The following is a 26,426-nucleotide window of genomic DNA, read 5'->3' as shown; positions in this document are numbered from 1 at the left end:
TCGCGCGCCAAGGAACAGCAGCCCGGCACAGCAGCCCGGAAAAGCACACAAGGAGCACCACCATGTCCGAAACGGACGAGACGGTCGAGAACACCACTGTCGTGATCGTGGGCGGGGGCGTCGCCGGCCTCGCGCTCGGCACCTTCCTCCTGCGCGACGGGATCGACTGCGTCGTACTGGAGCGGCAAAGCCGCCAGTACGTCGAGCAGCGCCAGCGCGCCGGAGTCGTCGACTCCCGGGCCGCGCGCATGTTCCGCGAGCGGGGCCTGGCGGACCGGGTGCTCGGAGGCGTCCCCTTCGAGCCGCTCCTCAACTTCCGCGTCGACGGCGAGACACGGCCCCTCGCCTACGCGACCGACGACCACGGCGACGGGCGCTTCTGCCCCCAGCAGGTGCTCGTGCGCAATCTCATCGACGTGTTCCTCGGTGAGGGTGGCGACCTCCGCTTCGAGGCGGAGGACGTGACACCGGAGGACGTCGACGGCCCCCGCCCGCGCGTGCGCTACCGCGACGGCGCGGGCGTGACGCACACCCTCGACTGCGCCTACGTCGCCGGCTGCGACGGGGACCACGGCGTCAGCCGGGCGAGCATCCCCGAGGGGATACTGACCCGCCACTCGCACGAGTACGGGTACGCCTGGCTGACCGTACTGGCCGATGCCCCCGCCAACCACCAGTCGATGATGGCGATCCACGAGCGGGGTTTCGCCGGTCAGTTCGCCCGCGGGCCCCTGGCCAGCCGCTTCTATCTCCAGTGCCCCCTGGACACGGCCGTCGAGGAGTGGACGGACGACCGGGTCTGGGAGGAGGTCGAGGCGCGGTTCGGCGAGCCGGTCGCCGTGCGGGGACCGATCACCGCGAAGACGCTGGTGCCCCTGCGCAGCGTCGTTCACGACCCGATGACTTACGGCCGCCTGTATCTGCTCGGCGATGCCGCGCATCTCGTGCCGCCCATGAGCGCCAAGGGCATGAACCTCGCCCTGCATGACGCCGACGTGTTCGCCGCGGCCGTCCTGCGGAAGGTCTCCGAGGGGGACGCGAGCCTGCTGGAGGCGTACTCCGCCACCTGTCTGAAGCACGTGTGGAACTACCAGGCGTTCGCCGCGTGGTTCACCGACCTCATGCACGACGCGGGGGACGTCTCGTACCGCGGCGAGTTCCGCCGCCGCCTGGCGCGCGCCGAGTTCGAGCGCCTGCACGGCTCGGAGAGCGCCAACCGGCTCTTCGGCGAGTTCCTCACCGGCCTGAACTGAGGTCGCCTGGGGGTTGCGCGGGTGAGGCGTGATGCTGGCCACGTACGAAACCGTTTCGTTTCGTTCGTGGTTCGCGGTACTCTCGTCACGTACCCGACCGGTGGCAGCCCGTGGCTGCGCCGCACAGGAGGGCTGGTCATGACCGAGGTCGCCGCGACGTCGCGCCGCAGCCGCATCACGCCCGCACGCGAGGCCGAGCTCTACACCGCCGTCCTCGACCTCCTGCGCGAGGTCGGCTACGACGCCCTCACCATGGACGCCGTCGCCGGCCGCACCCATTCCAGCAAGGCCACGCTCTACCGCCAGTGGGGCGGCAAGGCCCAGCTCGTCGCCAAGGCACTGCGCGCCAACAAACCCGGCGGCAGCGCCGCCGCCGACACCGGGTCCCTGCGCGGGGACCTGCACGCCCTCGTCGTACGCGAGGACGACTGCACCATGGAGCAGAACCACGCGCTGATGCGCGGCGTCGCCATGGCCGTGCACACCAACCCGGACCTGCACCGCGCGCTGCGCGAACTCGTCGTCGAACCGGAACTCGTCGATTTCCAGCGCATCCTGGACCGTGCGATCGACCGCGGCGAGGTCCGCGCGGACAACCCGGCGCTGCGCTACATGGTCCACATGGTGCTCGGCGCCTTCGTCACCCGGGCGCTCATCGACGACCTGCCACCCACGCAGGAGTTCCTGCACTCGTACATCGACGCCGTGGTGCTCCCGGCCCTCGCCGTCTGACCCGCCCCCACCGAGCCCCCTCCCCGCCCCACCTCCCCGCCACCCCTCCTGACGGACGACCCGCTCTCGTCGTCGGGCCGGTCGGTCCTGCCCCGGTGCCCCCCAGCGCCGGTCACCGGGCCGATCACCCTGCCAGCACCCTCACGACCTGACCGGAGTACGTCCACGTGGCCACATTCCTGTACCGACTGGGCCGATTCGCCTTCCGGCGACGGCGCTTGGTCGCCCTTGTCTGGGTGGCACTGCTGACCCTCGCCGGGGTCGGCGCCGCCACCGCGCCCTCGGCGGGCGACAGTTCCTTCTCCATACCGGGCACGGAGGCGCAGAAGGCCTTCGACCTGCTGGAGGAGCGCTTCCCCGGCAGCAGCGCCGACGGAGCGACCGCCCGCATCGTCTTCAAGGCCCCCGCCGGTGAGAAGATCACCGACGCCGGGGCCAAGGCGGCCGTCCACAAGACCATCGACGCCCTGGACGACGGCTCCGAGGTCGCCGCCGTCTCCGACCCGTACACGACCAGGACGTTCAGCCGGAACGGCAAGATCGCCTACAGCTCCGTCTCGTACAAGGTCGGCCCCGGCGAGCTCGCCGACTCCTCCATGGACGCCCTGGAACAGGCCGCGGAGGACGCGCGGGGCGCCGGTCTGACCGTCGACGTCGGCGGTGACGCGCTGGCCGCCGAGCCCGAGGGCGGCGCCACGGAGGCCATCGGCATCGTGGTCGCCGCGGTGGTCCTCGTCCTCACCTTCGGCTCGCTGCTCGCGGCCGGACTGCCGCTGCTCACCGCGATCGTCGGCGTCGGCATCGGCGTCGGCGCCATCACCGCCCTGGCCAGCGCGCTGAGCCTCGGCACCACCACCTCCACCCTCGCCGCGATGCTGGGCCTCGCGGTCGGCATCGACTACGCGCTGTTCATCGTCTCCCGCTACCGCTCCGAACTGGCCGAGGGCCGCAGCCGCGAGGAGGCGGCGGGCCGGGCGACCGGCACCGCGGGCTCCGCGGTGGTCTTCGCCGGCCTCACCGTCGTCATCGCGCTGGCCGGCCTCGCCGTCGTCCAGGTGCCGATGCTGACCAAGATGGGCGTCGCCGCGGCGGGCACGGTCGCCGTCGCCGTCCTGATCGCGCTCACCATGATCCCGGCGATGCTCGGCTTCGCGGGCCGGCGGATCAGTCCGGCCGGGGGGAAGGCCCGCTGGCTCGGCGGCAACCGGCCGCCGAAGACGGACGCCGCGGGCGAGCCGAAGCCGAACATGGGCACCCGCTGGGCCCGCTTCGTGCTGCGCCGCCCGGTGGCCGTGCTGATCGTCGGCGTGCTGGGCCTCGGCGCGGTCGCCGCCCCGGTCGCCTCGCTGGAGCTCGGCCTGCCGGACGACGGCTCGCAGCCCACCTCCACCACCCAGCGCCGCGCCTACGACCTGCTCTCCGAGGGCTTCGGCCCCGGCTTCAACGGTCCGCTGATGATCGTCGTCGACGGGAAGTCGAGCAAGGACCCGAAGGCGGCGGCCACGGACGTGGCGGACGGCATCAAGAAGCTGGACGACGTGGTCTCGGTGACCCCGGCGGCCTTCAACAAGGCCGGCGACACCGCGACGATCACGGTGATCCCGGACTCCAAGCCCTCCTCCACCACCACCGAGGACCTGGTCCACGCCATCCGCGAGGGCGACGGCCCGGTGAAGGGCTCCACCGACGCGGAGGTCCTGGTCACCGGCACGACGGCGATGAACATCGACTTCTCGCAGAAGCTCAACGACGCCCTGGTGCCCTATCTCGCGCTGGTCGTCGGCCTCGCCTTCCTGCTGCTCATCGCGGTTTTCCGCTCGATCCTGGTCCCGCTGAAGGCGGCGCTCGGCTTCCTGCTCTCGGTGCTCGCCGCGCTCGGCGCGGTGATCGCGGTCTTCCAGTGGGGCTGGCTGAGCGGCCTCATCGGGGTCGAGGAGACCGGCCCGATCATGTCGATGATGCCGATCTTCATGGTGGGCGTGGTCTTCGGACTGGCGATGGACTACGAGGTCTTCCTGGTGACCCGGATGCGGGAGGCGTACGTCCACGGCGAGCGCCCCGACCAGGCGGTGGTCACCGGGTTCCGGTACGGGGCCCGGGTGGTCTCGGCCGCGGCGGTCATCATGATCGCGGTCTTCTCCGGCTTCATCGGCTCCAGTGAGTCGATGGTCAAGATGATCGGCTTCGGCCTGGCGATCGCCGTCGCCTTCGACGCCTTCGTGGTCCGCATGACGCTGGTCCCGGCGGTGCTGGCCCTGCTCGGCGACAAGGCCTGGTGGGTCCCGAAGTGGCTCGACCGCGCCCTGCCCAACGTGGACGTCGAGGGCGAGGGCCTACGCACGGCGGAGGAGGACGGGGCACCGGACCCGGACGCCGGGCCGGACGGACGCAGGGAACTGGTCGGCGTCTGAGGCCCGGCCACCGGACGAAGGAGGGCGCCCCCACGGCTGTGGGGGCGCCCTCCCTCTCGTCGTTCCCGGGACCGTCAGCCCGCCACCGGCGCCGCCGTCGCCATGTACGTGCGGCGCAGGAAGCGGCTGAGGGTCTTCGCCTCCAACTGGATGACCGAGACGCCCTGCTCGGTGTGCAGCTCCATGACCGCCTGCACCCGCCCGCAGGGCCAGATGCTGACCTCGGCCGTGGCGGCCGGGGTCCGCAGACCGCGTTCCAGCAGCTCACGGGAGAAGGTCCACTCGTGCGGGCCGGGGAGGCCGAGGCGGACCTGGCGGGGATCGGTCTCGGGGTCGTAGCGCAGCACGACGGGGACGGTGTCCTGGGCGTCCGGGGCATCCGTGACGACGTGAGCGCGCGCGTACTGTTCGACTACGGACATCGGACGACTCCTCACCCTGCGTAATCCGAGCAGAGGTTGTGAATCCGCTACCTCGCTCTCCACTGTCGCACGGATGAGCGAGCCGGGCCCGCTGTGAGGCGGCGACTCTTCGTGTTCGTGGGGAGTCTCACAGTACGGGACGCGGGGGTTTGACCTGCTCCGGGCGGGGTTATGGCGGGGCGGGACCCGGGGGTTTCGGTGGCTCGCTGTAACGGCAGGAGAGGCGCTCTTGCAAGAGGTTCGCAACAAGCCTCTATCATCGAACAGTGCATGTGCCTGACGGATTCATCGACGCCCCCACCTCCGCCGCCGCCGGGGTCATAGCCGCCGGCGCCGTCGCAGTGAGCCTGCGCGGTGCCCGGCGCGAACTGGACGAGCGCACCGCGCCGCTCGCCGGACTCGTGGCCGCCTTCATCTTCGCCGTACAGATGCTGAACTTCCCCGTCGCCGCCGGCACCAGCGGCCATCTGCTCGGGGGCGCGCTCGCCGCGATCCTCGTCGGGCCGTACACGGGTGTCCTGTGCGTCTCCGTCGTCCTGCTGATGCAGGGCATCCTGTTCGCCGACGGCGGCCTGACCGCCCTCGGCGTCAACGTCATCGACATGGCGCTCACCACCACCGTCGTCGCCTACGCCGTCTTCCGCGGCCTGGTGAAGGTGCTGCCGCGCACCCGGCGCTCCGTCACCGTCGCCTCCTTCGCCGCCGCCGTGCTGTCCGTGCCGGCCGCCGCCTGCGTGTTCACGCTGATCTACGCGATCGGCGGCACCACGGACGTGTCGATCGGCAAGGTCGCCACCGCCATGATCGGCGTCCACGTGCTCATCGGCATCGGCGAGGCGGTCATCACCGCCCTCACCGTCGGCGCCGTCATCGCCGTGCGGCCCGACCTCGTGCACGGGGCGCGCGGGCTGCGGCAGCGGCTCAAGCTGCGGGTGGGCGACGACCTCGTCGACGTCCCCGACACCGCCCCGGTTCCCGCCGCCGCGCGCACCGGCCGCGTCTCCCGCCGCGCGGTGTGGGCCGGCGGCCTCGTCGCCTCCCTCGTGCTCGCCGGGTTCGTCAGCTTCTACGCCTCGGCCGACCCCGACGGCCTGGAGAAGGTCGCCCACGACAAGGGCATCGACAGGACGGCGAAGGAGCACGCCTCCGCCGACTCCCCACTCGCCGACTACGGCGTCAGGAACATCACCGACGCCCGCCTCTCCGGCGGCCTCGCCGGGGTGATCGGCGTCGGCGTCACGGTCGTCGCGGGCACCGGCGTCTTCTGGGCGGTCCGCAGGCGGCGCGACGCCGACGCCTCCCCGGCCTCCCTGGACACCTCCGCCGCCGAGAAGGTCTGACGGGGGAGCACGGTGAACCCGACACCCGGCAAGGGGGGCGTCTGACATGGGCGCCGGACACGCGCACCGGCTCTACCGGCACGGGCACTCGCCCGTGCACGCCCTGCCGCCGCACACCAAACTCGCCGCGGCCTTCGCCTTCGTGGTCGTGGTCGTCTCCACCCCGCGCGAGGCGATGTGGGCGTTCGCGCTGTACGCCGTCCTGCTCGCGGGCGTCGCGTACGCGGCCCGCGTGCCCGCCGGCTTCCTGCTGAAGCGGCTGCTGATCGAAGTGCCCTTCGTCGCCTTCGCCGTGCTGATGCCCTTCGTCGCGGAGGGCGAGCGGGTCGACGTCCTCGGGCTCTCGCTCAGCGTCAACGGGCTGTGGGGCGCCTGGAACGTCCTGGCCAAGGGCACCCTCGGCGTCGCCGCCTCCGTGCTCCTCGCCTCCACCACCGAACTGCGCGAACTCCTCCTCGGGCTGCAGCGGCTCAAGCTGCCGCCGCTGCTCGTGCAGATCGCCTCCTTCATGATCCGCTACGGCGACGTCATCACCGACGAGATGCGGCGCATGCGCATCGCCCGCGAGTCCCGCGGCTTCGAGGCGAGCGGCGTACGGCACTGGGGGGTGCTCGCCAAGTCCGCCGGGGCGCTGTTCATCCGCTCCTACGAACGCGGCGAGCGCGTGCACCTCGCGATGGTCAGCCGGGGATACGCCGGATCGATGCCGGTCATCGACGAGGTGACCGCCTCCCGGGCCCAGTGGTCGTACGCACTGGCCCTCCCCGTGGCCGCGCTCGCGGTGTGTCTGCTGGGATGGGTGCTGTGACAGTTCCCCCGGTTGCCCCCGGTTCCCCGGTCCCCGCGGACACCCCCGCCCCGGCCTCCCTGGAGGTCGCCGGGCTCGCGTTCGCCTACCCCGACGGCCACCAGGCCCTCTTCGGCGTCGACTTCCGCATCGCACGCGGCGAACGGGTCGCGCTGCTCGGGCCCAACGGCGCGGGCAAGACCACACTCGTCCTCCATCTCAACGGCATCCTCGGCGGGGGCGCCGGGACGGTGACCGTGGCCGGGATGCCCGTCGGCAAGCGGCACATGGCCGAGATCCGGCGACAGGTCGGCATCGTCTTCCAGGACCCCGACGACCAGCTCTTCATGCCGACGGTCCGCGAGGACGTCGCCTTCGGCCCCGCGGCGGCCGGGCTCAAGGGGCCCGAGCTGGAGGAACGCGTCGACCGGGCGCTCGCCCTGGTCGGCATGGCCGAGTTCAAGGATCGGCCGCCGCACCACCTCTCCTTCGGGCAGCGGCGGCGGGTGGCGGTGGCCACCGTGCTCGCGATGGAACCGGAGATCCTCGTCCTGGACGAGCCCTCCTCCAACCTCGACCCGGCATCCCGGCGCGAACTCGCCGACATCCTGCGCGCGCTGGACGTCACCCTGCTCATGGTCACGCACGACCTGCCCTACGCGCTGGAACTGTGCCCGCGGGCGCTGATCCTCAGCGAGGGCGTCATCGCGGCGGACGGCCGCACCGGCGAACTCCTCGGCGACGAGGAGCTGATGCGGGCGCACCGCCTGGAGCTGCCGTTCGGGTTCGACCCGCGGGCGGTGTCCTCCGGGGCGGCGGAGCGCGCCTAGGCAGTGTCTTCAAATGATCACCCGTGTTGGATCATGGTGTCGTGATACGTCGTCATGAACTGTCCGATGCGGAGTGGGAGTTCGTCCGGCCGTTGCTGCCCGAGTCGTCGCGGGGGCGGAAGCGGCTGGACGACCGCAGGGTCCTGAACGGGATCGTGTGGAAGTTCCGCCCCGGAACGGCCTGGCGGGATGTGCCCGAGCGTTACGGACCGTGGGCCACGCTGCATACGCGTTTTCGCAGGTGGGCGGGGGACGGGACGTTCGACCGGATGCTGCGGGCCGCGCAGGCCAAGGCGGACGCGACGGGCGACATCGAGTGGCTGGTGTCGGTCGATTCCACGGTCGTCCGGGCCCACCAGCATGCGGCGGGGGCTCGAAAAGGGGGCTCCGCGACCCGGCCCTCGGCCGGTCCAGAGGCGGCCTGACCAGCAAGATCCACCTGGCCTGCGACGGCAGGGGCCGTCCGCTCGGCTTCGTCGTCACGGGCGGCAACGCCAACGACTGCACCCGGTTCACCGCCGTGATGGAAGGGATCCGCGTGCCCCGGCTCGGACCGGGACGTCCGCGCGTCCGGCCCGATCACGTCCTGGGCGACAAGGGCTACAGCTCGAAAGCGATCCGCGCCTGGCTCCGCCGCCGCGGCATACCTCACACGATCCCGGAACGGGCCGACCAGATCGCCAACCGGGCCCGGCGAGGCAGCCGGGGAGGCCGCCCGCCGGCCTTCGACCGTGAGGCGTACAAGCACCGCAACGTCGTGGAACGGTGCTTCAACCGCCTCAAGCAGTGGCGCGGCATCGCCACCCGCTACGACAAATCCGTCCAGTCCTACGAAGCAGCCGTCACCCTCGCCTCGCTCCTGATGTGGGCGTGACAGTTGAAGACAACTCCTAGCGCTGGTGGTGATGGCTGTGGGACTTGGTCTTGTGCGCAGAGGTGTTGATGGTGTTGGTGATGTCGCCGACGTTGAAGTTGATCAGTCCGCCGCAGGCGAGTAGGCAGAGTCCGGGGGTCGGGCCTGGGGGTGTCGGGACGGCGGTGACCTGGACTGTCGTGGTGCTGTTTGAGGCGTCGCAGTCGGCGTTGCCGTTGTAGGCGGCGGTGATGGTGTGGGTGCCGGTGGTGGCGAAGGTGGCCGTGTAGGTGGCCTGGCCGTTGGCGTTGACGGGCACCGTGTCGAGCAGGTCACTGCCGTCGAAGAACGTGACGCCCAGGCCGCCCGTGGGATCGGAGGGGCAGTCGACGGTGGCAGCCAGTTGCACGGGGGTGTTCACCTCGGTCGACTGAGGGCTGGCGGTCACCGTAGTGCTGGAGGGTACGGCCCAGGCGGGGGAGGCGAGCCCCAGTGTGGCGGCCAGAGCTACGCCGACGACCAGTTGCGCTTTGCGTGGCGTGATGTGCACCGGTTCCGTTCCTTATTCTTGTGCCCGGCCCGCCGGGTGCGGTGCCGTGGAACCTCACGCTATGGCGGCCGCTTCTGAGCTCCTGGCACGCGACGCTGATGAGTAACCTGGTTGGATTAGCTGCCTGCATGGCTCGCCGGGCGACCGGGTGAGGGGATCGAGCGGGTGGTCGCGGGCGTCGGCGTGAGGTGCTCTCCCCGGTTGCCGGGTCAGATGCCGGGCGCGGCGGTTCGTGTGTAGGGAAGCCCCGGGCTGGTACCGCCCGCGGTGGTGACGGACACCGTGACCGGACCCGGGGCGCCCGCGGGTGCGACCGCGGTGACCTGTGTGTCGGACACCACGGTGAACGAGGCGGCCGTGCTCCCGAAGGTGACAGCCGACGTAGTGGCCAGGTTCGCGCCGGTGAGAGTGACCACGGTGCCCGCTGACGCCGGACCGGTGCTGGGGACCAGCGCCGACAGCGTGGGCGGGGCGACATAGACGAAGGCGACAGGGTTGCTCGTGCCGCCCGGCGTAACCACCGTGATCGGGGCGCTGCCCGTCCCGGGAGGTGCGGTGGCCGTGATCTGTGTTGCCGACACCACGGTGAAGGAGGCGGCGTTGGTGGCGGCGAAGAGTACGGCGCCCGCGTTGAGCAGGTTGCTTCCGTTGAGGGTGACCACGGTTCCACCGGAGGCCGGGCCCTGGGCGGGGCTGCCGCTCTGGAGAGCGGGCGGCGCCGCGTAGAAGAAGAACGCGTCCGGGGCGCTGCTGCCTCCTGGTGCGGTGACGGTCACCACGGCGGCTCCGGCGGCACCGGCCGGGGTGACGGCGGTGATCTGGGTGGCCGAGTTCACCAGGAACGACGTGGCCGGGAGGCCGGCGAAGGTGACCGCCGTGGCCCCGGTGAAGCCGGTACCCGTGAGGATGACAGTGGTGCCGCCGGCCGTTGGGCCGCTGGCAGGCGTCACCCCCGTGATCTGGGGGACCTGCGCCACGACGTAGGTGAACGTCACCGAGTTGCTGTTCCCGGTCGGATGGATGAGCGTCACTGCCGCTGCACCTGCGGCGCGGGGAGGGCTCACAGCTGTGATCTGGGTGGCCGAGTTGACGGTGAAGGAAGTGGCGTTGGTACTGCCGAAGCGTACGGCGGTGGTTCCCGTCATCGCCGTGCCGGTGAGGGTGACGACGGTGCCCCCGGCAGTGGGCCCCTGCGTGGGGTTGATGGTACTGATCGTGGGCGGCATGAAGGGTGCTCCAATGGCAGCCTGGGTGAAGCCCGGGCCGACGAGGGCGCCGGCCCGGGCTGGGAGTCACCGCACGGGAGAAGCCGGAGGCCGTCCACCCGGCGCGGGCCACCCGGTCGAACGGTGGTGGGGCTGCCGCCCGTTGAGAGTCGGGCGGCAGCAGGGCGCGGGTCAGATGCCGGGGCCGGCGACGTAGGTGAAGGCGTCGGCGGCTGTGTCGGATCCGGCCGCGTTGGTCACCACCACGTCGACCGCGCCAGCGGCGCCGGGCGGGGTCACTGCCGAGACCGTGGTGGCGTTCACCACGGAGAACGGCGCCGGGGTGCCGTCGAAGGTGACCGATTCGGTGGTGTCGAGGTTGGTGCCGGTGATGGTCACACCCGTGCCGCCCGACGTCGGTCCGGAGGCAGGTGCGACGGTGGTCACGGTGGGGACGTCCACGTAGGTGTAGGACAGGCCGTTGTTCGTCCCGCCCGCGGTGGTCACGCTCACCCCCACGGGGCCGGCCGCCGCGCCTGCCGGCACGGTGACGGTGAGCTGGGTGTCGGAGACGACCGTGGGCGTGGCGGTGTTGGCGCCGAAGGACACGCTCGTGGCCGTCGCCAGTCCGACACCGTTGAGGGTGACCGTGTTGCCGCCCGTCAGCGGACCGGAAGCCGGGCCGACCGAGGACTTGAACGGGGCTCCGACGTAGAAGAACGGGACGGGGTTGCTGGTTCCACCCGCGGTGGTCAGGGTGACTCCGACGGTGCCGGTGCCCGACGGGGACACGGCTGTGACCTGGGTCGGAGAGACGTTGGTGATACTGCTGGCCGGCCTGGTGCCGAAGGTGACAGCGGTCGTGCCGGACAGGTTCGTACCTGTGATCGTCACCAACGTACCGCCGCCGGTGGATCCCTGGTTCGGAGAGATGGGCATGGAGAGACTCCTCGCTGACAGGAACAGACAGGGCGCAGCGAAACCATGGGCTTTGGGAGCCGACCTTCGCGGAAGAGTTGCACGCAAGAGCAGACGACTGAAGAGTGCCGTCGTGCCGAGGGAGTTCCCTCGATGCCGCACACGAGAAAACCGGCACATGCCGCCCTTGTCGTGATCCCCGGTCATGGGATGGGCGGCCCACCGGTTCGCTGTTTCAAGTACTCCACAGGACCTTCGCTTTGACAAGGCGTCCATCACATGATTCGGACGGAAATGGCGCACGCATGGGCCTGTGCACCCCCGGCGTACGCCTGGGTCTTGCAGACAGAGAGTCAGCCGGCACCGCATGCGGTGCCGGCTGACCATCCAACCCCCTCCGGGGTGCCCATCGCGGTCCCAGCGGAGCCGCGCACCTCCCCACGTGTGAAGGGCTGCACCTCGCACCGTGGCCACGCTCCCCGAACGGAACGGGCTGCCCTGGTTGGATATGCCCAGTAATGCAGGATTACGGCATATGCCTCAAGTCCCGGAGGGCCGCGTCACCTGTTCGGAGTAACGCTCCGTTTGAACCCACTTTGAAGACACGACATAGGTCTTCGTTCGGATCGGGCCGGCTGGGAGGCGCGGTGCGTCCCCGGCCGGCCCGCGACGCCGGGATGATCCGGACGAGAGACCCCGGGGACGCCGGCGACCGGCCCTTGCGGGTGCGGCCTTCCGGGGCCCGAGGGACCCTGGAGGGAGTGGCACTGGGAGGTGGTCGACATGACGGACGCCGTCGTGGGCTGGCACGTGGAGCTGGAGTTCGAGGAGGACGCGCACCGCACGCGGGCGGCGGCGCTGGTGCGGTTGCCGGACGGCAGCGAGGTGCGGGCCCACGGGTACGCGCACCGGCACCGGTCCGACGACAACCAGCCGCGCATCGGTGAGGAGATCGCGGGGGCGCGGGCCCTCAACGAGCTGGCGATGCGGATGCTGACGAAGGCGCACGGGGAGATCGACGACGCGGCGGGGAGGGCGTCCCGGCCGCTCGCCGTCTGACGCCCCCGCCAAGGGGCTGCGCCCCTTGGACCCCGGGGACGTGGGTGCGTGGTGCGTGGGGTGCGTGTGTGCGTGCGGCGCGCGTGTGGCTGGGCGCGCAGTTCCCCGCGCCCCTTGTGGCGCGCGGTTTCCCGCGGCGCATTGCGGCGCGCGTTTCCCGCGCTCCCTTACGTGGTGCTCGACCTGAGCGCGCGTATCAGGGACTGGGCGCGGGGGTCCGCGGTGACGCTTCTGCGGAAGCCGTTCGTCACGTAGGCGAAGGCCAGTCCGGACTCCGGGTCGGCGAAAGCGAGGGCGCCGCCGCGGCCGGGGTGGCCGAAGGAGTGCGGGGACAGCAGCGGGGACGCGGGGCCGTGGAGCATGTGGCCGAGGCCGAAGCGGGTGCTCACGACGAGGGTGCGGTCCGGTCCCGCGGACGCCTCGGTGCGGGCCAGCGCGAGCGTCTCCGGGCGCCGCCACAGCCGTACGCCGTCGACCTCGCCGATCAGCGCCGCGTAGAACCGGGCCAGCGAGGGCGCCGTCGCGATGCCGTTGGAGGCGGGGAGGACGGCCGCGCGGTAGGCCGGGTCGTTCTCGTCGGGCGTCGGCGTGATGGCGCCGAAGGCGCGCCGGGTCAGCGACTCCGGGTTCGCGTACGCCTCGGAGACCGCGCGCTTGGGCCGCAGCCGGGGACCGGAGCCGTCGGCGGAAGGCTCCGGGAGCGGTCCGACGCGGCCGACCCGGCCGGCCTCCGAGTCCGGCAGCCCGATCCACAGATCGAGCCCCAGCGGGGCGGAGACCTCGGCCGCCAGCCACTCGCCGAGCGAACGACCGCCGGTGACCCGGCGCACCAGCTCGCCGGTGAGCCAGCTGTAGGTCTGCGCGTGGTAGCCGTGGTCGGAGCCCGGCTCCCAGACCGGGGCCTGCGCCGCGACCGCCGCCGCGGCCAGATCGGGGTCGAGCGCCTCGGCGGGGGTGAGCGGCCGGTCCAGCACCGGCACCCCGGTGCGGTGCGCCAGCACGTGCCGGACCAGCGCCCGCTCCTTGCCGCGCGCCTTGAACTCGGGCCAGTAGTGGCCGACCGGCGCGTCCAGGTCCAGCTCGCCGCGCTCGGCGAGCATCAGCAGGACGGCGGCGGCGACCCCCTTCGTGGCCGACCGGACGATCTGCGCGGTGCCGTGCTCCCACGGCGCCCCACCGGCCTCCGTGACCGCGTCGGCATCCCGGCTGCCCGCCCACAGGTCGACGACCTTGCGGCCGTCCCGGTACACGGCGACGGCCGCGCCCCGTTCTCCCAGTGCCTCGAAGTTCCGCGCGAACGCGTCCCTCACCGGCTCGAACCCCTCGTCGACCGTGCCCCGTACGCCGTCCACGCCCACGCTCCCTTCCCGCCTTCGACAGTGGGTGCAACGTACGCGTACGGCCTTGGATTCCTCACCCCGGCTCCGGTCCCACCTCTGGGGCGTCCGCTCCGCTCGCCGCGGTCAGCTCCCCGCCCGCAGCAGTGCCGCCACGATCGGGCCCGCCGTGTCCCCGCCGTGGCCGCCCGCCAGGACGACGCCCGCGCCGGCCAGGTCGCCCTTCCAGGCGGTGAACCAGCCGTTGGGCTTGTCCTGGTTGTCGACCTCGGCCGAGCCGGTCTTCGCCCCGTCGTCGGGGCCGAGGCCGGCCATCGCCTCGGCGGCCGTGCCGGCCGCCGCCGTGTAGCGCAGGACCTCCTTGAGCTGGGCCTGCACCGAGGCGGACATCGCGCGGTCCGCCTTCGCGAGCGTGCGGTGGTCCACCGAGGGGGCGACCAGGTAGGGCTGGTGGAAGACCCCCGTCTTCGCCGTCGCCACCACCGAGGCCATGTTGAGGGGGTTCATCCGCACCCCGCCCTGCCCGATGAGCGAGGCCGCCATCTGCGCCCCGCTCTGCACCGGCACCGAACCGTCCAGCGAGGGCACGCCGATCGCCCAGTTGTTCCGGCCGAGCCCGTAGACCTGCTGGGCGACCCCCGTCAGGTCGTCGTCGTCCAGCTTCTTCGCCTGGCTGATGAAGGCCGTGTTGCAGGAGCGCGCGAAGCTCGCCTTGAACGTGCCGCCCTGGATGGAGAACTTGTCGTCGTTCTGGAACTTCCAGCCGCCGTACGAGGAGTACTTGGGGCACGGATGGGGCTTCTCGGCCGAGGCGAGGCCCTTCTCGAAGAGCAGCGTGGAGGAGATGATCTTCATGGTGGAGCCGGGGGCCAGACTGCCCTGGAGGGCCACGTCGAAGCCGTGGCTCTGGTTGGCGACCGCGAGGATCTCCCCGGTGGACGCGCGCAGCAGCACCACCGAGGACTTCGCCTTCGTCAGCACCTGCCGCTCGGCCTCGGCCTGGAGCGCCGCGTCGAGCGTGGTGCGCACGGTGCCGGGGGTGCCCTCGGTCAGCGTCACCAGGGTCTTGTCGGGCGTCTTGTCCTCGGCCGCGCCGCCGGTCTTCTTCCCCGAGCCCTTCGCCGCCTTGCGGACGATGCGCAGTTCGATGCCGGCCTTGCCGCCCGCCGTCCTGCCGTACTTCTCGCGCAGCCCGTCGAGGACCGTGCCGAGCGAGGGGTACTTCTCGGTGGTCAGCTCGCCGCCGGACCGGTCCACCGCCTTGATCGGCGGGGTGCCGGCCGGGCCGGCGACCAGCCGGTCGCCGTCCTCCAGGGCGGGGTGCAGCACCGAGGGGCGCCAGCCGACCACCGGCTCGCCGTCCTCCGCGCGCCGCACGACGGTCAGCTTCGAGCGGTACGCCAGCGGCTTGGCCCTGCCCTTGTACGACACCGTGGCCTTCACCCCGAACGGCACGGTCGCCCCGGAGCGCTTGCCGCGGGTCAGGGCGAGATCCGTGAGGTGGGCGTCCTTGTGATAGCCCGTCAGCGCGGCCTTCGCCGCCTCGGGGGCGTCGGTCGCGGCGGCGGCCCGCCCGTCCTTGCCGCCCTGCCAGGCGGTGAGGAAGGCGGTGGCGGCCCTGCGCACCTCGGAGGCCGAGAGGGGGCCCTTCTTCACGGCCTTGTGGTCGGCCGTCGCCGCCGTACGGTCGCCCGAGGCGCCGCCGTACGCGCTGTACGCGGCCAGCGTCCCCCCGACGACGGCCACGGCCGCCACGGCGCCGACGACCAACTGCCCGCGCCCCTTGCGCTCGACGACGCGTCTTCTCTTGCCCACGGCTTCGCAACCCTTCGCTGTCCCCACCCCGGCTGTCCCGTACGCTCCGTGCCCCCAGAGAACGCAACGAGGCCCTCAGCCTAAGGTCCCGGTGTGACAGCGACGGCCTCAGCCGGCGCTTCGTAGCACAGATGCGACGATCGGACCGGCCGCGTCGCCGCCGTGACCGCCGGCCTGGCTCATCGCCGCGGCCGCGACGTCGTTGCGGAACCCGGTGAACCAGCTGTTGGACTTCGCCTGCCCGTCGACCTCCGCCGAACCGGTCTTGGCGCCGATGTCCCCGCTCAGCCCCGACATCGCCTGCGTGGCGGTGCCCTGGGTCGCGGTCAGCCGCATCATCTGCTTGAGCTGGCTCGCGGTGCTCGCCGGCAGCCCCTTGGCGGAGGCGAACTTGCGGTCGTCCAGCTTGCGCGGGACGAGGTACGGCTGCCGGAAGCTGCCGGTGATCGCCGTCGCCGTCACCGAGGCCATGTTCAGCGGGCTCATCTGCACCTTGCCCTGGCCGATGGCGTTGGCCGCCCGGTCGGGTCCGCCGGACGCCGGGACGCTGCCGTCGAAGGAGGTGATCCCGGTGCTCCAGTTGTTGTGACCGAGCCCGAACCGGTCCTGCGCCTCGGTCGTCAGCGAGGCGTCGCTGAGCGGCTTCTCGTCGATCAGCTTGATGAACGCGGTGTTGCAGGAGCGCAGGAAGCTGTTGGAGAGCGTGGCCGACTCGTTGGCGGTCATGCCGGCGAGGTTGTGGAAGGTCTGCCCCTGCCACACCGCGGTGTCCGAGCAGGGAGCCGGACCGTTCATCGAGGTGACCCCGTTGTCGATCAGCATCGCGGCGGTGACGATCTTCATGGTGGAGCCGGGCGCGAGCTGCCCCTCGAACGCCGCGTTGAACTGGTCCTTGCGGTGGTTGGCGACCGCGAGCACCTCACCGCTGCTCGGCTTGAGCGCGACGACGGAGGACTCGTCGTACTTGCGCACCGCCTTCTCGGCCGCCCCCTGCACGTCCGCGTCGAGCGTGGTGTGCAGCTTGCCGGGGGTGCCCGGGGAGAGGGTGGCCAGCGTCTCGTCGGCCGCCGCCCGGTCGCCGCGCCGGATCTGCAGCTCGATGCCCGGCTCGCCGCCCGCCTTGTCGCCGTAGCGCTTGCGCAGGGTGGCGATGACGGGGGCGAGCGAGGGGTACTTCTTCGGGTCCAGCACCTTGCCCTTGCGGTCGACCGCTTCGATGGGCGGGCTGGTGGCCTCGCCGGTCACCAGAGTGTCGTCGGCGCGCAGGTCCGGGTGGATCACGGACGGCTTCCAGGCGACCAGCGGCCGCCCGGTGGCCTTGCCGCGCACCACGCGCAGGCTGCTCTTGTACGTCAGCGGCTCCGTGTCGCCCCGGTAGGAGACCGTGGCGTTCACGGAGAAGGGCACCGAGGTGCCCTTCGGGGTGCCGGGCGTGATGCGCACCTTGGTGAGGTGGGCGTTGGTCCGGTAGGCGGTCAGCAGGTCGGCGGCCGCCCCGGACATGTCGTCGGTGGTGTCGGCCGCCTTGGTGGCGTCGCCCTTCTCCCAGGCCGTGAAGAACGTGCTGCTCGCGTCCTTCACCTCGTCCGCGGAGAGCGGCCCGGTCTTCACCTCCGTGCCGGTGTCGCTCACGGCGGACACGAAGCTGAACGCCCCGTACCCGGCGCCTCCCACCATCACCACGCACACCGACGTGATGATTGCGGCCTTGGCCCCCTTGCGCATGCCCTTCAGCCCCTCCCGGCTCTACCGTGCACCCTCGACTGTAGGGGGCGCATGCAACCCCTGTGGAAGATGTGACCCTACGTTGTCCTAAGAGTCATCAGATTACTGACCCCGCATTCGACCCGCTGAACATCACGGTCCGCCGGGCGGCCGCCTGAGCCGCCGTCAGATCCATGTGTCCAGCCACATCCGTGACCGCCAGTCCTCGATGGGGATGGCGTCGCCGGTGAACAGGGGCCAGAAATAGATGAAGTTCCAGGCGATCAGCAGAACCAGCGCGCCCGCGCCCGCCGCGCCCACGACCCGGCGGCGCTCCGAGGAACCGGGCGGTCCCAGGATGCCGCCGATCATCATGGCCACCGCCAGGCACAGGAACGGCAGGAAGACCACCGCGTAGAAGAGGAAGATCGTGCGGTCCTGGTACAGGAACCAGGGCAGGTAGCCGGCCGCGATGCCGCAGGCGATCGCGCCCGCCCGCCAGTCCCGGCGGAAGAGCCAGCGCCACAGCACGTACAGGATCGCCAGGCAGGCCGCCCACCACAGCACGGGGGTGCCGATCGCGAGGACCTCGCGGGCGCACTTCTCCGAGGCGTCGGCCGGGCAGCCGTCCCGGCCGGGGGCGGGCGACTCGTAGAAGTACGAGACGGGGCGGCCCAGGACGAGCCAGCTCCACGGGTTGGACTGGTACGGGTGCGGCGAGTGCAGGTTGACGTGGAACTGGTAGACCTCGTGCTCGTAGTGCCACAGGCTGCGCGCCCACTCCGGCAGCCAGGTCCAGCCCTCGCCCCTGCCCGCGCCGTTCGCCCAGTCGCGGAAGTAGCCGCCCCTGCCGTTGTCCGGGGAGAGGATCCAGCCCAGCCAGGAGAGCAGGTACGTGACCAGGGCGACGGGGACGGTGGCCAGGAACGCCAGCCCCGTGTCGCGCCGCAGGACCGCCCGGTAGGGGTGCACGGCGCCCGCCACCCGGCGGCTGCCCACGTCCCACAGGACGGTCATCACGCAGAACGCGACCGTGATGTACAGGCCGTTCCACTTGGTGCCGATCGCCAGGCCCAGCATCAGACCGGCCGCCCAGCGCCAGGGGCGGAGCCCCAGCCGGGTCGTCTCGGCGATGTACGCGTCCGGGCGGACCCGGCCGTCCGGATCGGCCGGCAGGGCGGCCGCCAGCCGCCCCCTGGCCCGGTCCCGGTCGAGGACCAGACAGCCGAACGCGGCCAGGACGAAGAACATCAGCACGCCGTCGAGCAGCGACGTCCGGGCCATCACGAAGGCGAGCCCGTCCAGCGCCATCAGAGTGCCCGCCAGGCAGCCGAGGAACGTGGAACGGAACAGCCGGCGGCCGATGCGGCACAGCATCAGCACCGCCAGGGTGCCGAGCAGCGCGGTCATGAACCGCCAGCCGAAGGGATTGAAGCCGAACAGCAGCTCACCGAGGCCGATGACGTACTTGCCGACCGGCGGATGCACCACGTACGCCGGGTCCGTGGGGATCGCCACGTGCCCGTCGTGCCGCAGGATCAGGTCGTTGGCGTTCTTCGCCCAGTTCGCCTCGTAGCCGTTGTGGACCAGGGCCCAGGCGTCCTTGGCGTAGTACGTCTCGTCGAATATCACCGCCTTCGGGCTGCCCAGGTTCCAGAACCGGATCACCCCGGCGAGCAGCGTCACCAGCAGCGGGCCGCCCCAGCCCGACCGGCGCCGGATCAGGTCGACGAGCCCGGGACGCAGACCGAGGGTCGCCCACAGCCGGGGGCCGGGCTCGGTGAACGGCGGCACGAGCCGGTCGCGCACGTCGCCGCCGCCGGCCGGGGCGGCGGCGCCCGGTGGGGGCGCGTAGCCGAAACGGCGCAGCCGCTGCTGCCACGCGGGCTGCCGGTCCTGGGCGGCCAGGCTCTGCCGGGTGTCCGTGGAGGACGCGGTACTGGTCACCGCGCCATCGTAGGGAACCGCGCTGTGCGCGTCCCGCGCAAGCCGAGGTTCGGGCCGCGGACGGGGGCGGCGGCCGCGGCCCGGGAGCCCTGGGAGGATGGGGGAGTGACTGGAACCCTCGTACTCGCCGGCACGCCCATCGGTGACGTGGCCGACGCCCCGCCCCGGCTGGCCCGGGAGCTGGCCTCCGCCGACGTCGTCGCCGCCGAGGACACCCGGCGGCTGCGCCGGCTCACCCAGGCCCTCGGCGTGCAGACGACCGGGCGCGTCGTGTCGTACTTCGAGGGCAACGAGACCGCCCGGACGCCGGAACTCGTGGACGCGCTGGTGGGCGGTGCCCGGGTGCTGCTCGTCACCGACGCGGGCATGCCCTCGGTCTCCGACCCCGGGTACCGGCTGGTGGCGGCGGCCGTGGAGCGGGACGTGCGGGTGACGGCGGTACCGGGGCCGTCCGCGGTGCTCACCGCGCTCGCCCTGTCCGGGCTGCCGGTGGACCGCTTCTGCTTCGAGGGCTTCCCGCCGCGCAAGGCGGGCGAACGGCTCGCCCGGCTGCGGGAGGTCGCGGACGAGCGCCGCACCCTCGTCTACTTCGAGGCACCCCATCGCCTCGACGACACCCTCGCCGCGATGGCCGAGGTCTTCGGCCCCGGGCGCCGGGCCGCCGTCTGCCGCGAACTGACCAAGACGTACGAGGAGGTCAGGCGGGGCGGGCTGGGCGAACTCGCCGAGTGGGCGGCGGACGGCGTGCGCGGGGAGATCACGGTGGTCGTCGAGGGCGCCCCCGAGCGCGGCCCGGAGGCCCTGGACGCGGCGGAACTGGTGCGCAGGGTACGGGTGCGGGAGGAGGCGGGCGAACGCCGCAAGGAGGCCATCGCCGCGGTCGCCTCGGCGGCGGGCGTCCCGAAGCGGGAGGTCTTCGACGCGGTGGTCGCGGCGAAGCACGCGGAGCGGTAGGGCACGGCGCCTTGTGGCTCGGGGCGCCTCATGACCCGGGGCGCCTCATGACCCGGGGGTGCGCGTGCCCGGGCGGGTGCGGGCCGAGTGCGGCCGGTCGCGCGGTTCCCCGCGCCCCTGGCAAGCCGGGGCACCGCCGACCCCCGACACCCCGAACTCGCACGTATGGACGTACGCGCACCTCATCAGGGGCGCGGGGAACCGCGCGCTCGGCCACGACGCCCCCGCACGTGTGGACGTACGCGCACCCCCTGTCAGGGGCGCGACCGGCCACGACGCACCCGCACTCGCGAGCGCACCCGTACCCCCGAGCTGTCACGCCCCGCCGCGCAGGCGCTCCCCGCAGTGGGGCCACGGGGCGGCGCCCCTGCGGACGTAGAGCTTCTTCGCGCGGTACGTCTGCTCCGCCGGCGGCGCCGCCTCGGGCCGGCCCCGGCCGCCCAGCTCGTGCCAGGTGCGCGCGTCGAACTGGTACAGCCCCCCGTACGTCCCGGACGGGTCCACCGCGTCCGCGCGCCCGCCCGACTCGCAGCGCGCCAGCCCTTCCCAGTCCAGCCCCTCCGCCCCCGCGACGGAGGCCGGCAGCGGCCGGGTCCCCACCCGGACCACCCGGGCCCGCGGTTCCCGCAGGATCTCCGTCCGCAGCCGTCGCGGCGGCTGCCGCACCCCGTTGACCGTGCGGACGCCGTACGTCACCCGGCGCACGCCCGTGCGCCCCGCGTCGTCCACGACCTCCGTGCCCCGGAACAGCGCCGGGTCCTCCGTGCGCCGTTCCTCGAAGGGGACGGGCTCCTCGCGCACCTCCCGGTGCCCCCGCACCCGCAGGACGGTGACCGTCTGCCCGTCCCGGGGGAAGCCGTCCGGCGCGACCGAGGTCGTGTCCTGCCCGCGCAGGACGACCCCGGCCTGCGCGACCGCCTCCCGCACGGTCGCCGCGTTGGTGCGCACCCGCCGCTCGCGGCCGTCCGCCATGACCGTCACCGTCCGCTCGGTGCGCACGTCCAGCGCGAGACCCGCGCGCCCGATGTGCCGGGAGCGCGCGACCGAGAGGTACGCGCCCTCCACCCGCACCCCCAGCTCCCGCAGTGCCGCGTCGACCGTGCGTGCCGTCGTCCACACCCGGTGCCGCTGACCGTCCAGGGTGAGGCGCAGCGGCCGCCCGTGCCGTACGTCGATCTCGTCGCCGCTGCTCAGGGCGGTGTCGGGCCCGGGGGTGACGAGGTCGTGGGCGCCGGTGTCGAGGCCCTGCTCGGCGAGGAGTCCGGTGACGTCCTCGGCGAAGGTGTGCAGCGTGCGCCGCCGGCCGTCGACGTTCAGCTCTACGGCCTTGTCCTTGGCCACGAAGGCCGTGGTGCCGCCCGCGAGGAACGCGACGACGAGTGCCTGCGGGACCAGCCGGCGCACGGCCTCGGGGCGCGCCGGGGGTTTGCGCCGGGCACCCCGCCGCACGGTCCCGTCACGGGCCACGGTCCCGCCCGGAGCCACGGGGCCGCCCTGCCGCGGCAGCACCGGCACGGTCTCCGCCTCGTGCACCCCGTACCCGTACGGCGCCGTGGGGACGTACGTGGGCGTGTACGGGGTGTACGGCGTGCACGGGGTGTACGGCGTGTACGGCGTGTGCGACGGAAGCGTCGGGTACGACGGACGGGTCGGGTTCGACGGATACGCCGAGGGGGCCAGGGGGTGTGCGGGGGTGTCCTGGGGACGGGTGTTCACGACGACGCGCTCCGAGGTGGGGGCTGGTCCGGACCGGGCCAGCGCAACCTAGCGGGAGCGGCCGTCGCCCACCCGCACGACACGAACACGGAGCGTGGCGACGGATGTTCGCCCGGTGACCCTGCGTGGTCGCCCCGAGGCGGTTCGAGGCCGCCCTCGTCCCCTCAGTAGCCGAAGGCGCGGGCCGTGTTCGCGGCGATCGCCGTGGCCAGTGCGTCCTCGTCCGTGCCGCACACCTCGGCCATCGCGCGCAGCGTGACGGGGATGAGGTAGGGCGCGTTGGGGCGGCCCCGGTAGGGCGCGGGGGTGAGGAAGGGCGCGTCGGTCTCGACGAGCACCAGTTCCCGGGGGGCGAGGGCGAGCGCGTCCCGCAGGTTCTGGGCGTTCTTGAAGGTGACGTTGCCGGCGAAGGACAGGTAGTAGCCGTGCCGGGCGCACTCCTCGGCCATGGCCGCGTCCCCGGAGTAGCAGTGGAAGACCGTCCGCTCGGGGGCGCCCTCCTCCTTCAGGATCCGCAGCACGTCGGCGTGGGCTTCCCGGTCGTGGATGACGAGCGCCTTGCCGTGCCGCTTGGCGATCTCGATGTGGGCGCGGAAGGACCGTTCCTGCGCGTCCTTGCCCTCGGGGCCGGTGCGGAAGTAGTCGAGCCCGGTCTCGCCGACGCCCCTGACCTGCGGGAGCGCGGCGAGACGGTCGATCTCGGCGAGGGCCTCGTCCAGGGCGGCGTCCCCGCCGGGCTCGCGGGCGCCCTGCCGGGACCAGCCGTCGGGGTCGCCGTGGACGATGCGGGGCGCCTCGTTCGGGTGCAGGGCGACGGCGGCGTGGACGGCCTCGTACGCGGCGGCGGTCTCGGCGGCCCATCGGGAGCCCTTCAGGTCGCAGCCCACCTGCACGACCGTGGTCACCCCCACCGACGCGGCCCGCGCGAGCCCCTCCTCCACCGTGCCGGACTGCATGTCGAGGTGGGTGTGGGAGTCCGCGACCGGCACCCGGAGGGGTTCCGGGAGCGGCGGCGCGGCGTTCTTGTCGGTGTGCGAAGGCATGCATCGATCCTACGAACCGCCCGGACCCCACCGGATCCCACGGACCGCCCGGAAGGGGTCAGCTCGTCCGGTGCTGGCGGTGCGCGAACAGGTGGAGGAGGTCGGAGAGGTGCCAGTGCCGCCGCCCGCCGGACCCGCCCCCGGTGGCGGAGGACTCGGCCCCGGGCTCCCCGCGCCGGGCCTTCGGCACCCGGCGCGGAGCGGGCCGGGCGGCGTCCTGCCGCTGCCCGTACAGCGAGCGCTGGGCCGAGGAGACCCGGCCGGGCCGCATGATCCGCAGCACGTGGCCGCCGCAGTTCTGGCAGGAGGGGCGGGACAGGGGCGAGGGCACGACGGTGCCGTTCGCCACGTAGGTCACGAACGCGGTGCCCTCGGCGTCGAAGTGGTGTTCTATCTCGAACGACTGCTCCCAGCCGTGCCCGCAGCGCATGCAGGCGAAGGAGTACGACTCGTGGACGACGTCGGCGGCGGCGCGGGGGCCGACGGCCCGGACCCCGTCCGTGCGCGGGTCGACGGTCCTGGCGTCGGCGCCGCGGGACCCGGGGCCACGGGCCCCGGCGGCCTCGGCCCGAGTCGCCTCGGCCCGGGTGGTGCGGGTCCCGGTCTCTCCGGTGCGTTCTGCGCTCTCTGTCATGCCGGCTCCTCTTGCCTCGTCCGGGGACAGGCGCCCGGCGGGTGGCGGCCGCCGGGGGCGTGGGACGGGATGCCGCCCCGTGTTCCAGTGGACGCCCGACGGCCGTGCCGGGGGCAGGGGGCCTGTCGAAGATTGGTCCCGATTTGACCGCTCCGTTGCCGGACGCCCCCGTCATCACCTGCGCCTTTGCCCGACCGCGCGAGGGCTTTGCCGCCGCATGGGGCGCCACCGGTCGCACCCGTCGGCCGGGCGCGCGCCCCTCGGCCGGGTGGCCGCCCCGTACCCTTGTCGCCGTGAGCAACCCCTCCCCCTCCGACGCCCTCCTCGGGGCCGCCGACATCCGCGAGCTCGCGGGCGTGCTCGGCGTACGGCCGACCAAGCAGCGCGGGCAGAACTTCGTCATCGACGCCAACACCGTGCGGCGCATCGTCCGGACCGCCGAGGTGCGGCCGGCGGACGTCGTCGTGGAGGTGGGACCCGGACTCGGCTCGCTCACCCTCGCGCTGCTGGAGGCCGCCGACCGCGTCACCGCCGTCGAGATCGACGACGTGCTCGCGGGCGCGCTGCCGGCCACCGTCGCCGCCCGCATGCCCGGGCGCGCCGACCGCTTCGCCCTCGTCCACTCCGACGCCCTGCGGGTCACCGAGCTGCCCGGGCCCGCCCCGACCGCGCTCGTCGCGAACCTGCCGTACAACGTGGCCGTGCCCGTCCTGCTGCACATGCTCGACACCTTCCCGAGCATCGAGCGCACCCTGGTGATGGTGCAGGCCGAGGTCGCCGACCGGCTCGCCGCCGGGCCGGGGTCCAAGGTCTACGGCGTGCCCTCGGTCAAGGCGAACTGGTACGCCGAGGTCAGGCGGGCCGGCTCCATCGGCCGCAACGTGTTCTGGCCCGCGCCGAACGTGGACAGCGGGCTGGTCTCCCTGACCCGCCGTGCCGAGCCGGTGAAGACGACCGCGGCCAAGGCGGAGGTGTTCGCCGTCGTCGACGCGGCCTTCGCGCAGCGCCGCAAGACCCTGCGTGCCGCGCTCGCCGGCTGGGCCGGGTCCGCGGCGGCCGCCGAGGCCGCGCTCGTGGCCGCGGGGGTCCCGCCGCAGGCCCGCGGTGAAGCGCTGACGGTGGAGGAGTTCGCGCGCATCGCGGAGCACGGCCCCCGCGCGGGCGCCGGGCCCGCCTCGCCCTCGCCGGAACCGGCCCCGTAACCGCGCCGCACGCCCCCGGGGCGCCGCACGCCCCCGGGGCGCCGCACGCCCCCGGGGCGCCGCGCGCCCCGACCGTACGTCCCGCGACCCCCGCACGCCCCGCGCACCAAGGAGCCCGGCAGCCAGTGAGCGTCACCGTCCGCGTCCCCGCCAAGGTCAACGTCCAGCTCGCGGTGGGCGCCGCCCGCCCCGACGGGTTCCACGACCTCGCCAACGTCTTCCTCGCCGTCGGCCTGTACGACGAGGTCACCGCGACCCCCTCGCCGGACGGCCCGCGCCTGACCTGCGAGGGCCCCGACGCCGGCCAGGTCCCCCTGGACGAGTCCAACCTGGCCGCGCGGGCCGCCCGCGCCCTCGCCGAGCGCCACGGCCTCGAACCCGCCGTCCACCTCCACCTCGCCAAGGACATCCCCGTGGCCGGCGGCATGGCGGGCGGCAGCGCGGACGCGGCCGGCGCCCTGGTGGCCTGCGACGCGCTCTGGGGTACCCGCGCCCCCCGCGAGGAACTCCTCGAGATCTGCGCCGAGCTGGGCAGCGACGTGCCGTTCTCCCTGGTCGGCGGGGCGGCCCTCGGCACCGGACGCGGAGAGCGGCTGCGGCCGCTGGAGGTGGGCGGCACCTTCCACTGGGTCTTCGCGGTCGCCGAGGGCGGGCTCTCCACCCCGGCCGTCTACCGCGAGTTCGACCGGCTGACCGAGGGCACGGACGTCCCCGAACCGGTCGCCTCCGAGGCCCTGCTGTCCGCGCTGGCCAAGGGCGACGCCGCCGCCCTCGCCGCCACCCTCACCAACGACCTCCAGCCCGCCGCGCTCTCCCTGCGCCCCGCCCTCGCCGACACCCTCGAGGCGGGCCGGACGGCCGGCGCCCTGGCCGCCCTGGTCTCCGGCTCGGGGCCCACGACGGCCTTCCTCGCCCCCGACGCCGCGACGGCCGCGCGGGTGGCCGCCGCCCTCACGGCCTCCGGCACCTGCCGCACGGCCCGCACGACGACAGCACCGGCGCCGGGGGCGACGGTGCTGTCGTGAGGGGCGGGACTCAGAACTCGTCGATGGCGGTCAGATCGATGTCGATGTCGTAGGGCGCGGTGAGCTTGACGTGCTCGTGGTGGATGCCGGTCAGCGAGTAGGTCCCGGTGGCCTGACCGCGCTCGTACACCTGGACGGCGGGGTGGTCGGTCTCGCCCGCCATCTCCACCAGCCAGAAGTGCGCAATGCCCGCGGCGGCGTACTTGTGCGGCTTGGTGCCCCGGTCGCGGGCCTCGGAGTCCGGCGAGACGACCTCGACGGCGAGCAGCACGTCGGCGGCCTCGAACCGGGTCTGCCGCCTGCTCTTCACGGCATCGGCCCGCAGCACGCAGATGTCCGGCTCGGGGCCGTTGTGCCGGTCGAGCACGACAGTCATCTCACGACAGACCGACAGGTCCGGCGGCAACGTGCGGCGCAGCCCGTTCACCAGCAGATCGATGGCGAAGGTGTGGAAGATTCGCTGCGGACTCACGAAAACCAGGCTCCCGTCGATCAACTCGGTGTGCGGCGGGAGATCAGGCAGCGTGAACAGGTCGTCCACGGTGTAGCCGTCCACGGGCGGCACCGGCCAGTGGCGTCGGCGGTGCTCTACGGACTCGGCGGTCATGGTTCCTCCCATGGACGGGATCCTGCTGCCTGCCCTCCACGGTAGCGGCCCGTTCGCGCGCCCGTCATCACAAAGAGTGACC

General features: G+C 72.9%; 22 protein-coding genes and 1 pseudogene. 11 read left to right on the top strand and 12 right to left on the bottom strand.

From position 1 onward, the window contains the following. Positions 1–62 precede the first annotated feature (62 nt). From OHB09_RS13515 to OHB09_RS13505, 3 genes are all read left to right on the top strand, one after another. A complete protein-coding gene (locus OHB09_RS13515) occupies positions 63–1,253 on the top strand; it encodes a 4-hydroxybenzoate 3-monooxygenase (RefSeq protein ID WP_006143873.1) in 1,191 nt (396 codons plus the stop codon). 138 nt (positions 1,254–1,391) lie between these two features. Next, a complete protein-coding gene (locus tag OHB09_RS13510; RefSeq protein WP_006143872.1) occupies positions 1,392–1,985 on the top strand; it encodes a TetR/AcrR family transcriptional regulator in 594 nt (197 codons plus the stop codon). A gap of 167 nt (positions 1,986–2,152) precedes the next feature. Beyond that, the gene (locus OHB09_RS13505; protein WP_328922032.1) at positions 2,153–4,396 is read left to right on the top strand and encodes an MMPL family transporter; all 2,244 of its coding nucleotides are present in this window, start codon (positions 2,153–2,155) and stop codon (positions 4,394–4,396) included. Between the two features lie 74 nt (positions 4,397–4,470). Here the strand turns inward: OHB09_RS13505 and OHB09_RS13500 are convergent, their stop codons facing one another. After that, complete coding sequence (locus tag OHB09_RS13500; protein WP_006143870.1) at positions 4,471–4,818, bottom strand: SsgA family sporulation/cell division regulator; 348 nt, start codon at positions 4,816–4,818, stop codon at positions 4,471–4,473. Positions 4,819–5,084: 266 nt separating this feature from the next. Here OHB09_RS13500 and OHB09_RS13495 point away from each other — a divergent pair, with 266 nt between their 5' ends. The 4 genes and pseudogenes from OHB09_RS13495 (at position 5,085) to OHB09_RS13480 (ending at position 8,649) form a co-directional block, all read left to right on the top strand. Further along, positions 5,085–6,158 (top strand): energy-coupling factor ABC transporter permease, encoded by a 1,074-nt coding sequence (locus OHB09_RS13495; protein WP_093599198.1) that lies wholly within the window; start codon positions 5,085–5,087, stop codon positions 6,156–6,158. Positions 6,159–6,204: 46 nt separating this feature from the next. Next, the gene (gene cbiQ / locus OHB09_RS13490) at positions 6,205–6,966 is read left to right on the top strand and encodes a cobalt ECF transporter T component CbiQ (protein WP_006143868.1); all 762 of its coding nucleotides are present in this window, start codon (positions 6,205–6,207) and stop codon (positions 6,964–6,966) included. Further along, the gene (locus OHB09_RS13485) at positions 6,954–7,775 is read left to right on the top strand and encodes an energy-coupling factor ABC transporter ATP-binding protein (RefSeq protein ID WP_328922031.1); all 822 of its coding nucleotides are present in this window, start codon (positions 6,954–6,956) and stop codon (positions 7,773–7,775) included. Before cbiQ ends, OHB09_RS13485 begins: the two co-directional genes overlap by 13 nt. A gap of 44 nt (positions 7,776–7,819) precedes the next feature. Next, positions 7,820–8,649 (top strand): annotated as a pseudogene (locus OHB09_RS13480) (IS5 family transposase). Between the two features lie 16 nt (positions 8,650–8,665). On the opposite strand, the gene OHB09_RS13475 reads toward OHB09_RS13480, so the two are convergent. From OHB09_RS13475 to OHB09_RS13465, 3 genes are all read right to left on the bottom strand, one after another. Then, the gene (locus OHB09_RS13475; protein WP_191890895.1) at positions 8,666–9,178 is read right to left on the bottom strand and encodes an Ig-like domain repeat protein; all 513 of its coding nucleotides are present in this window, start codon (positions 9,176–9,178) and stop codon (positions 8,666–8,668) included. Between the two features lie 209 nt (positions 9,179–9,387). After that, entirely contained in the window at positions 9,388–10,404 is a 1,017-nt protein-coding gene (locus OHB09_RS13470; protein WP_191854965.1) for an IPT/TIG domain-containing protein, read from the bottom strand. A gap of 171 nt (positions 10,405–10,575) precedes the next feature. Then, on the bottom strand, positions 10,576–11,322 hold the full coding sequence (locus tag OHB09_RS13465; RefSeq protein ID WP_191890894.1) for an IPT/TIG domain-containing protein: 747 nt from the start codon (positions 11,320–11,322) through the stop codon (positions 10,576–10,578). Positions 11,323–12,084: 762 nt separating this feature from the next. Here OHB09_RS13465 and OHB09_RS13460 point away from each other — a divergent pair. Beyond that, a complete protein-coding gene (locus OHB09_RS13460) occupies positions 12,085–12,360 on the top strand; it encodes a DUF1876 domain-containing protein (protein ID WP_328922030.1) in 276 nt (91 codons plus the stop codon). Positions 12,361–12,527: 167 nt separating this feature from the next. Here OHB09_RS13460 and OHB09_RS13455 read toward each other — a convergent pair whose 3' ends face one another. The 4 genes from OHB09_RS13455 to OHB09_RS13440 all read right to left on the bottom strand — a co-directional run bounded on the left by OHB09_RS13455 (position 12,528) and on the right by OHB09_RS13440 (position 19,163). Next, entirely contained in the window at positions 12,528–13,712 is a 1,185-nt protein-coding gene (locus OHB09_RS13455; protein WP_328729191.1) for a serine hydrolase domain-containing protein, read from the bottom strand. Positions 13,713–13,823: 111 nt separating this feature from the next. Then, positions 13,824–15,512: a penicillin-binding transpeptidase domain-containing protein gene (locus OHB09_RS13450; protein ID WP_319117876.1), complete on the bottom strand. Its 1,689-nt coding sequence runs from the start codon at positions 15,510–15,512 to the stop codon at positions 13,824–13,826. A 108-nt stretch (positions 15,513–15,620) separates the two neighbouring features. After that, the gene (locus tag OHB09_RS13445; protein WP_093599207.1) at positions 15,621–17,237 is read right to left on the bottom strand and encodes a penicillin-binding transpeptidase domain-containing protein; all 1,617 of its coding nucleotides are present in this window, start codon (positions 17,235–17,237) and stop codon (positions 15,621–15,623) included. Between the two features lie 165 nt (positions 17,238–17,402). Further along, on the bottom strand, positions 17,403–19,163 hold the full coding sequence (locus OHB09_RS13440) for a dolichyl-phosphate-mannose--protein mannosyltransferase (protein ID WP_006143862.1): 1,761 nt from the start codon (positions 19,161–19,163) through the stop codon (positions 17,403–17,405). 105 nt (positions 19,164–19,268) lie between these two features. Here OHB09_RS13440 and rsmI point away from each other — a divergent pair, with 105 nt between their 5' ends. After that, entirely contained in the window at positions 19,269–20,117 is an 849-nt protein-coding gene (gene rsmI, locus OHB09_RS13435; RefSeq protein ID WP_006143861.1) for a 16S rRNA (cytidine(1402)-2'-O)-methyltransferase, read from the top strand. Positions 20,118–20,432: 315 nt separating this feature from the next. Here rsmI and OHB09_RS13430 read toward each other — a convergent pair whose 3' ends face one another. From OHB09_RS13430 to OHB09_RS13420, 3 genes are all read right to left on the bottom strand, one after another. Continuing rightward, a complete protein-coding gene (locus OHB09_RS13430) occupies positions 20,433–21,833 on the bottom strand; it encodes a ubiquitin-like domain-containing protein (protein ID WP_328922029.1) in 1,401 nt (466 codons plus the stop codon). Positions 21,834–21,997: 164 nt separating this feature from the next. Beyond that, positions 21,998–22,876, bottom strand: a complete 879-nt coding sequence (locus tag OHB09_RS13425; RefSeq protein ID WP_328729193.1) for a TatD family hydrolase — start codon at positions 22,874–22,876, stop codon at positions 21,998–22,000. A gap of 58 nt (positions 22,877–22,934) precedes the next feature. Further along, positions 22,935–23,510, bottom strand: a complete 576-nt coding sequence (locus OHB09_RS13420; RefSeq protein ID WP_328922028.1) for a hypothetical protein — start codon at positions 23,508–23,510, stop codon at positions 22,935–22,937. 293 nt (positions 23,511–23,803) lie between these two features. On the opposite strand from OHB09_RS13420, the gene rsmA reads away from it, so the two are divergent. Then, positions 23,804–24,712 carry a 16S rRNA (adenine(1518)-N(6)/adenine(1519)-N(6))-dimethyltransferase RsmA gene (gene rsmA, locus OHB09_RS13415; protein ID WP_006143857.1) on the top strand — a complete coding sequence of 303 codons (909 nt, stop codon included), beginning with the start codon at positions 23,804–23,806 and terminating at the stop codon, positions 24,710–24,712. Between the two features lie 125 nt (positions 24,713–24,837). Next, positions 24,838–25,737 carry a 4-(cytidine 5'-diphospho)-2-C-methyl-D-erythritol kinase gene (locus OHB09_RS13410; protein WP_234527254.1) on the top strand — a complete coding sequence of 300 codons (900 nt, stop codon included), beginning with the start codon at positions 24,838–24,840 and terminating at the stop codon, positions 25,735–25,737. 10 nt (positions 25,738–25,747) lie between these two features. Here the strand turns inward: OHB09_RS13410 and OHB09_RS13405 are convergent, their stop codons facing one another. Next, positions 25,748–26,356: a Uma2 family endonuclease gene (locus tag OHB09_RS13405; protein WP_328922027.1), complete on the bottom strand. Its 609-nt coding sequence runs from the start codon at positions 26,354–26,356 to the stop codon at positions 25,748–25,750. Between the last annotated feature and the right edge of the window lie 70 nt (positions 26,357–26,426).

It is taken from the genome of Streptomyces griseoaurantiacus, assembly GCF_036189845.1.
Classification (GTDB): Bacteria; Actinomycetota; Actinomycetes; order Streptomycetales; family Streptomycetaceae; genus Streptomyces; species Streptomyces griseoaurantiacus.
The sequence above is the reverse complement of the archived record's forward strand: the minus strand, read 5'-3'. Positions and strand labels throughout refer to the sequence as shown.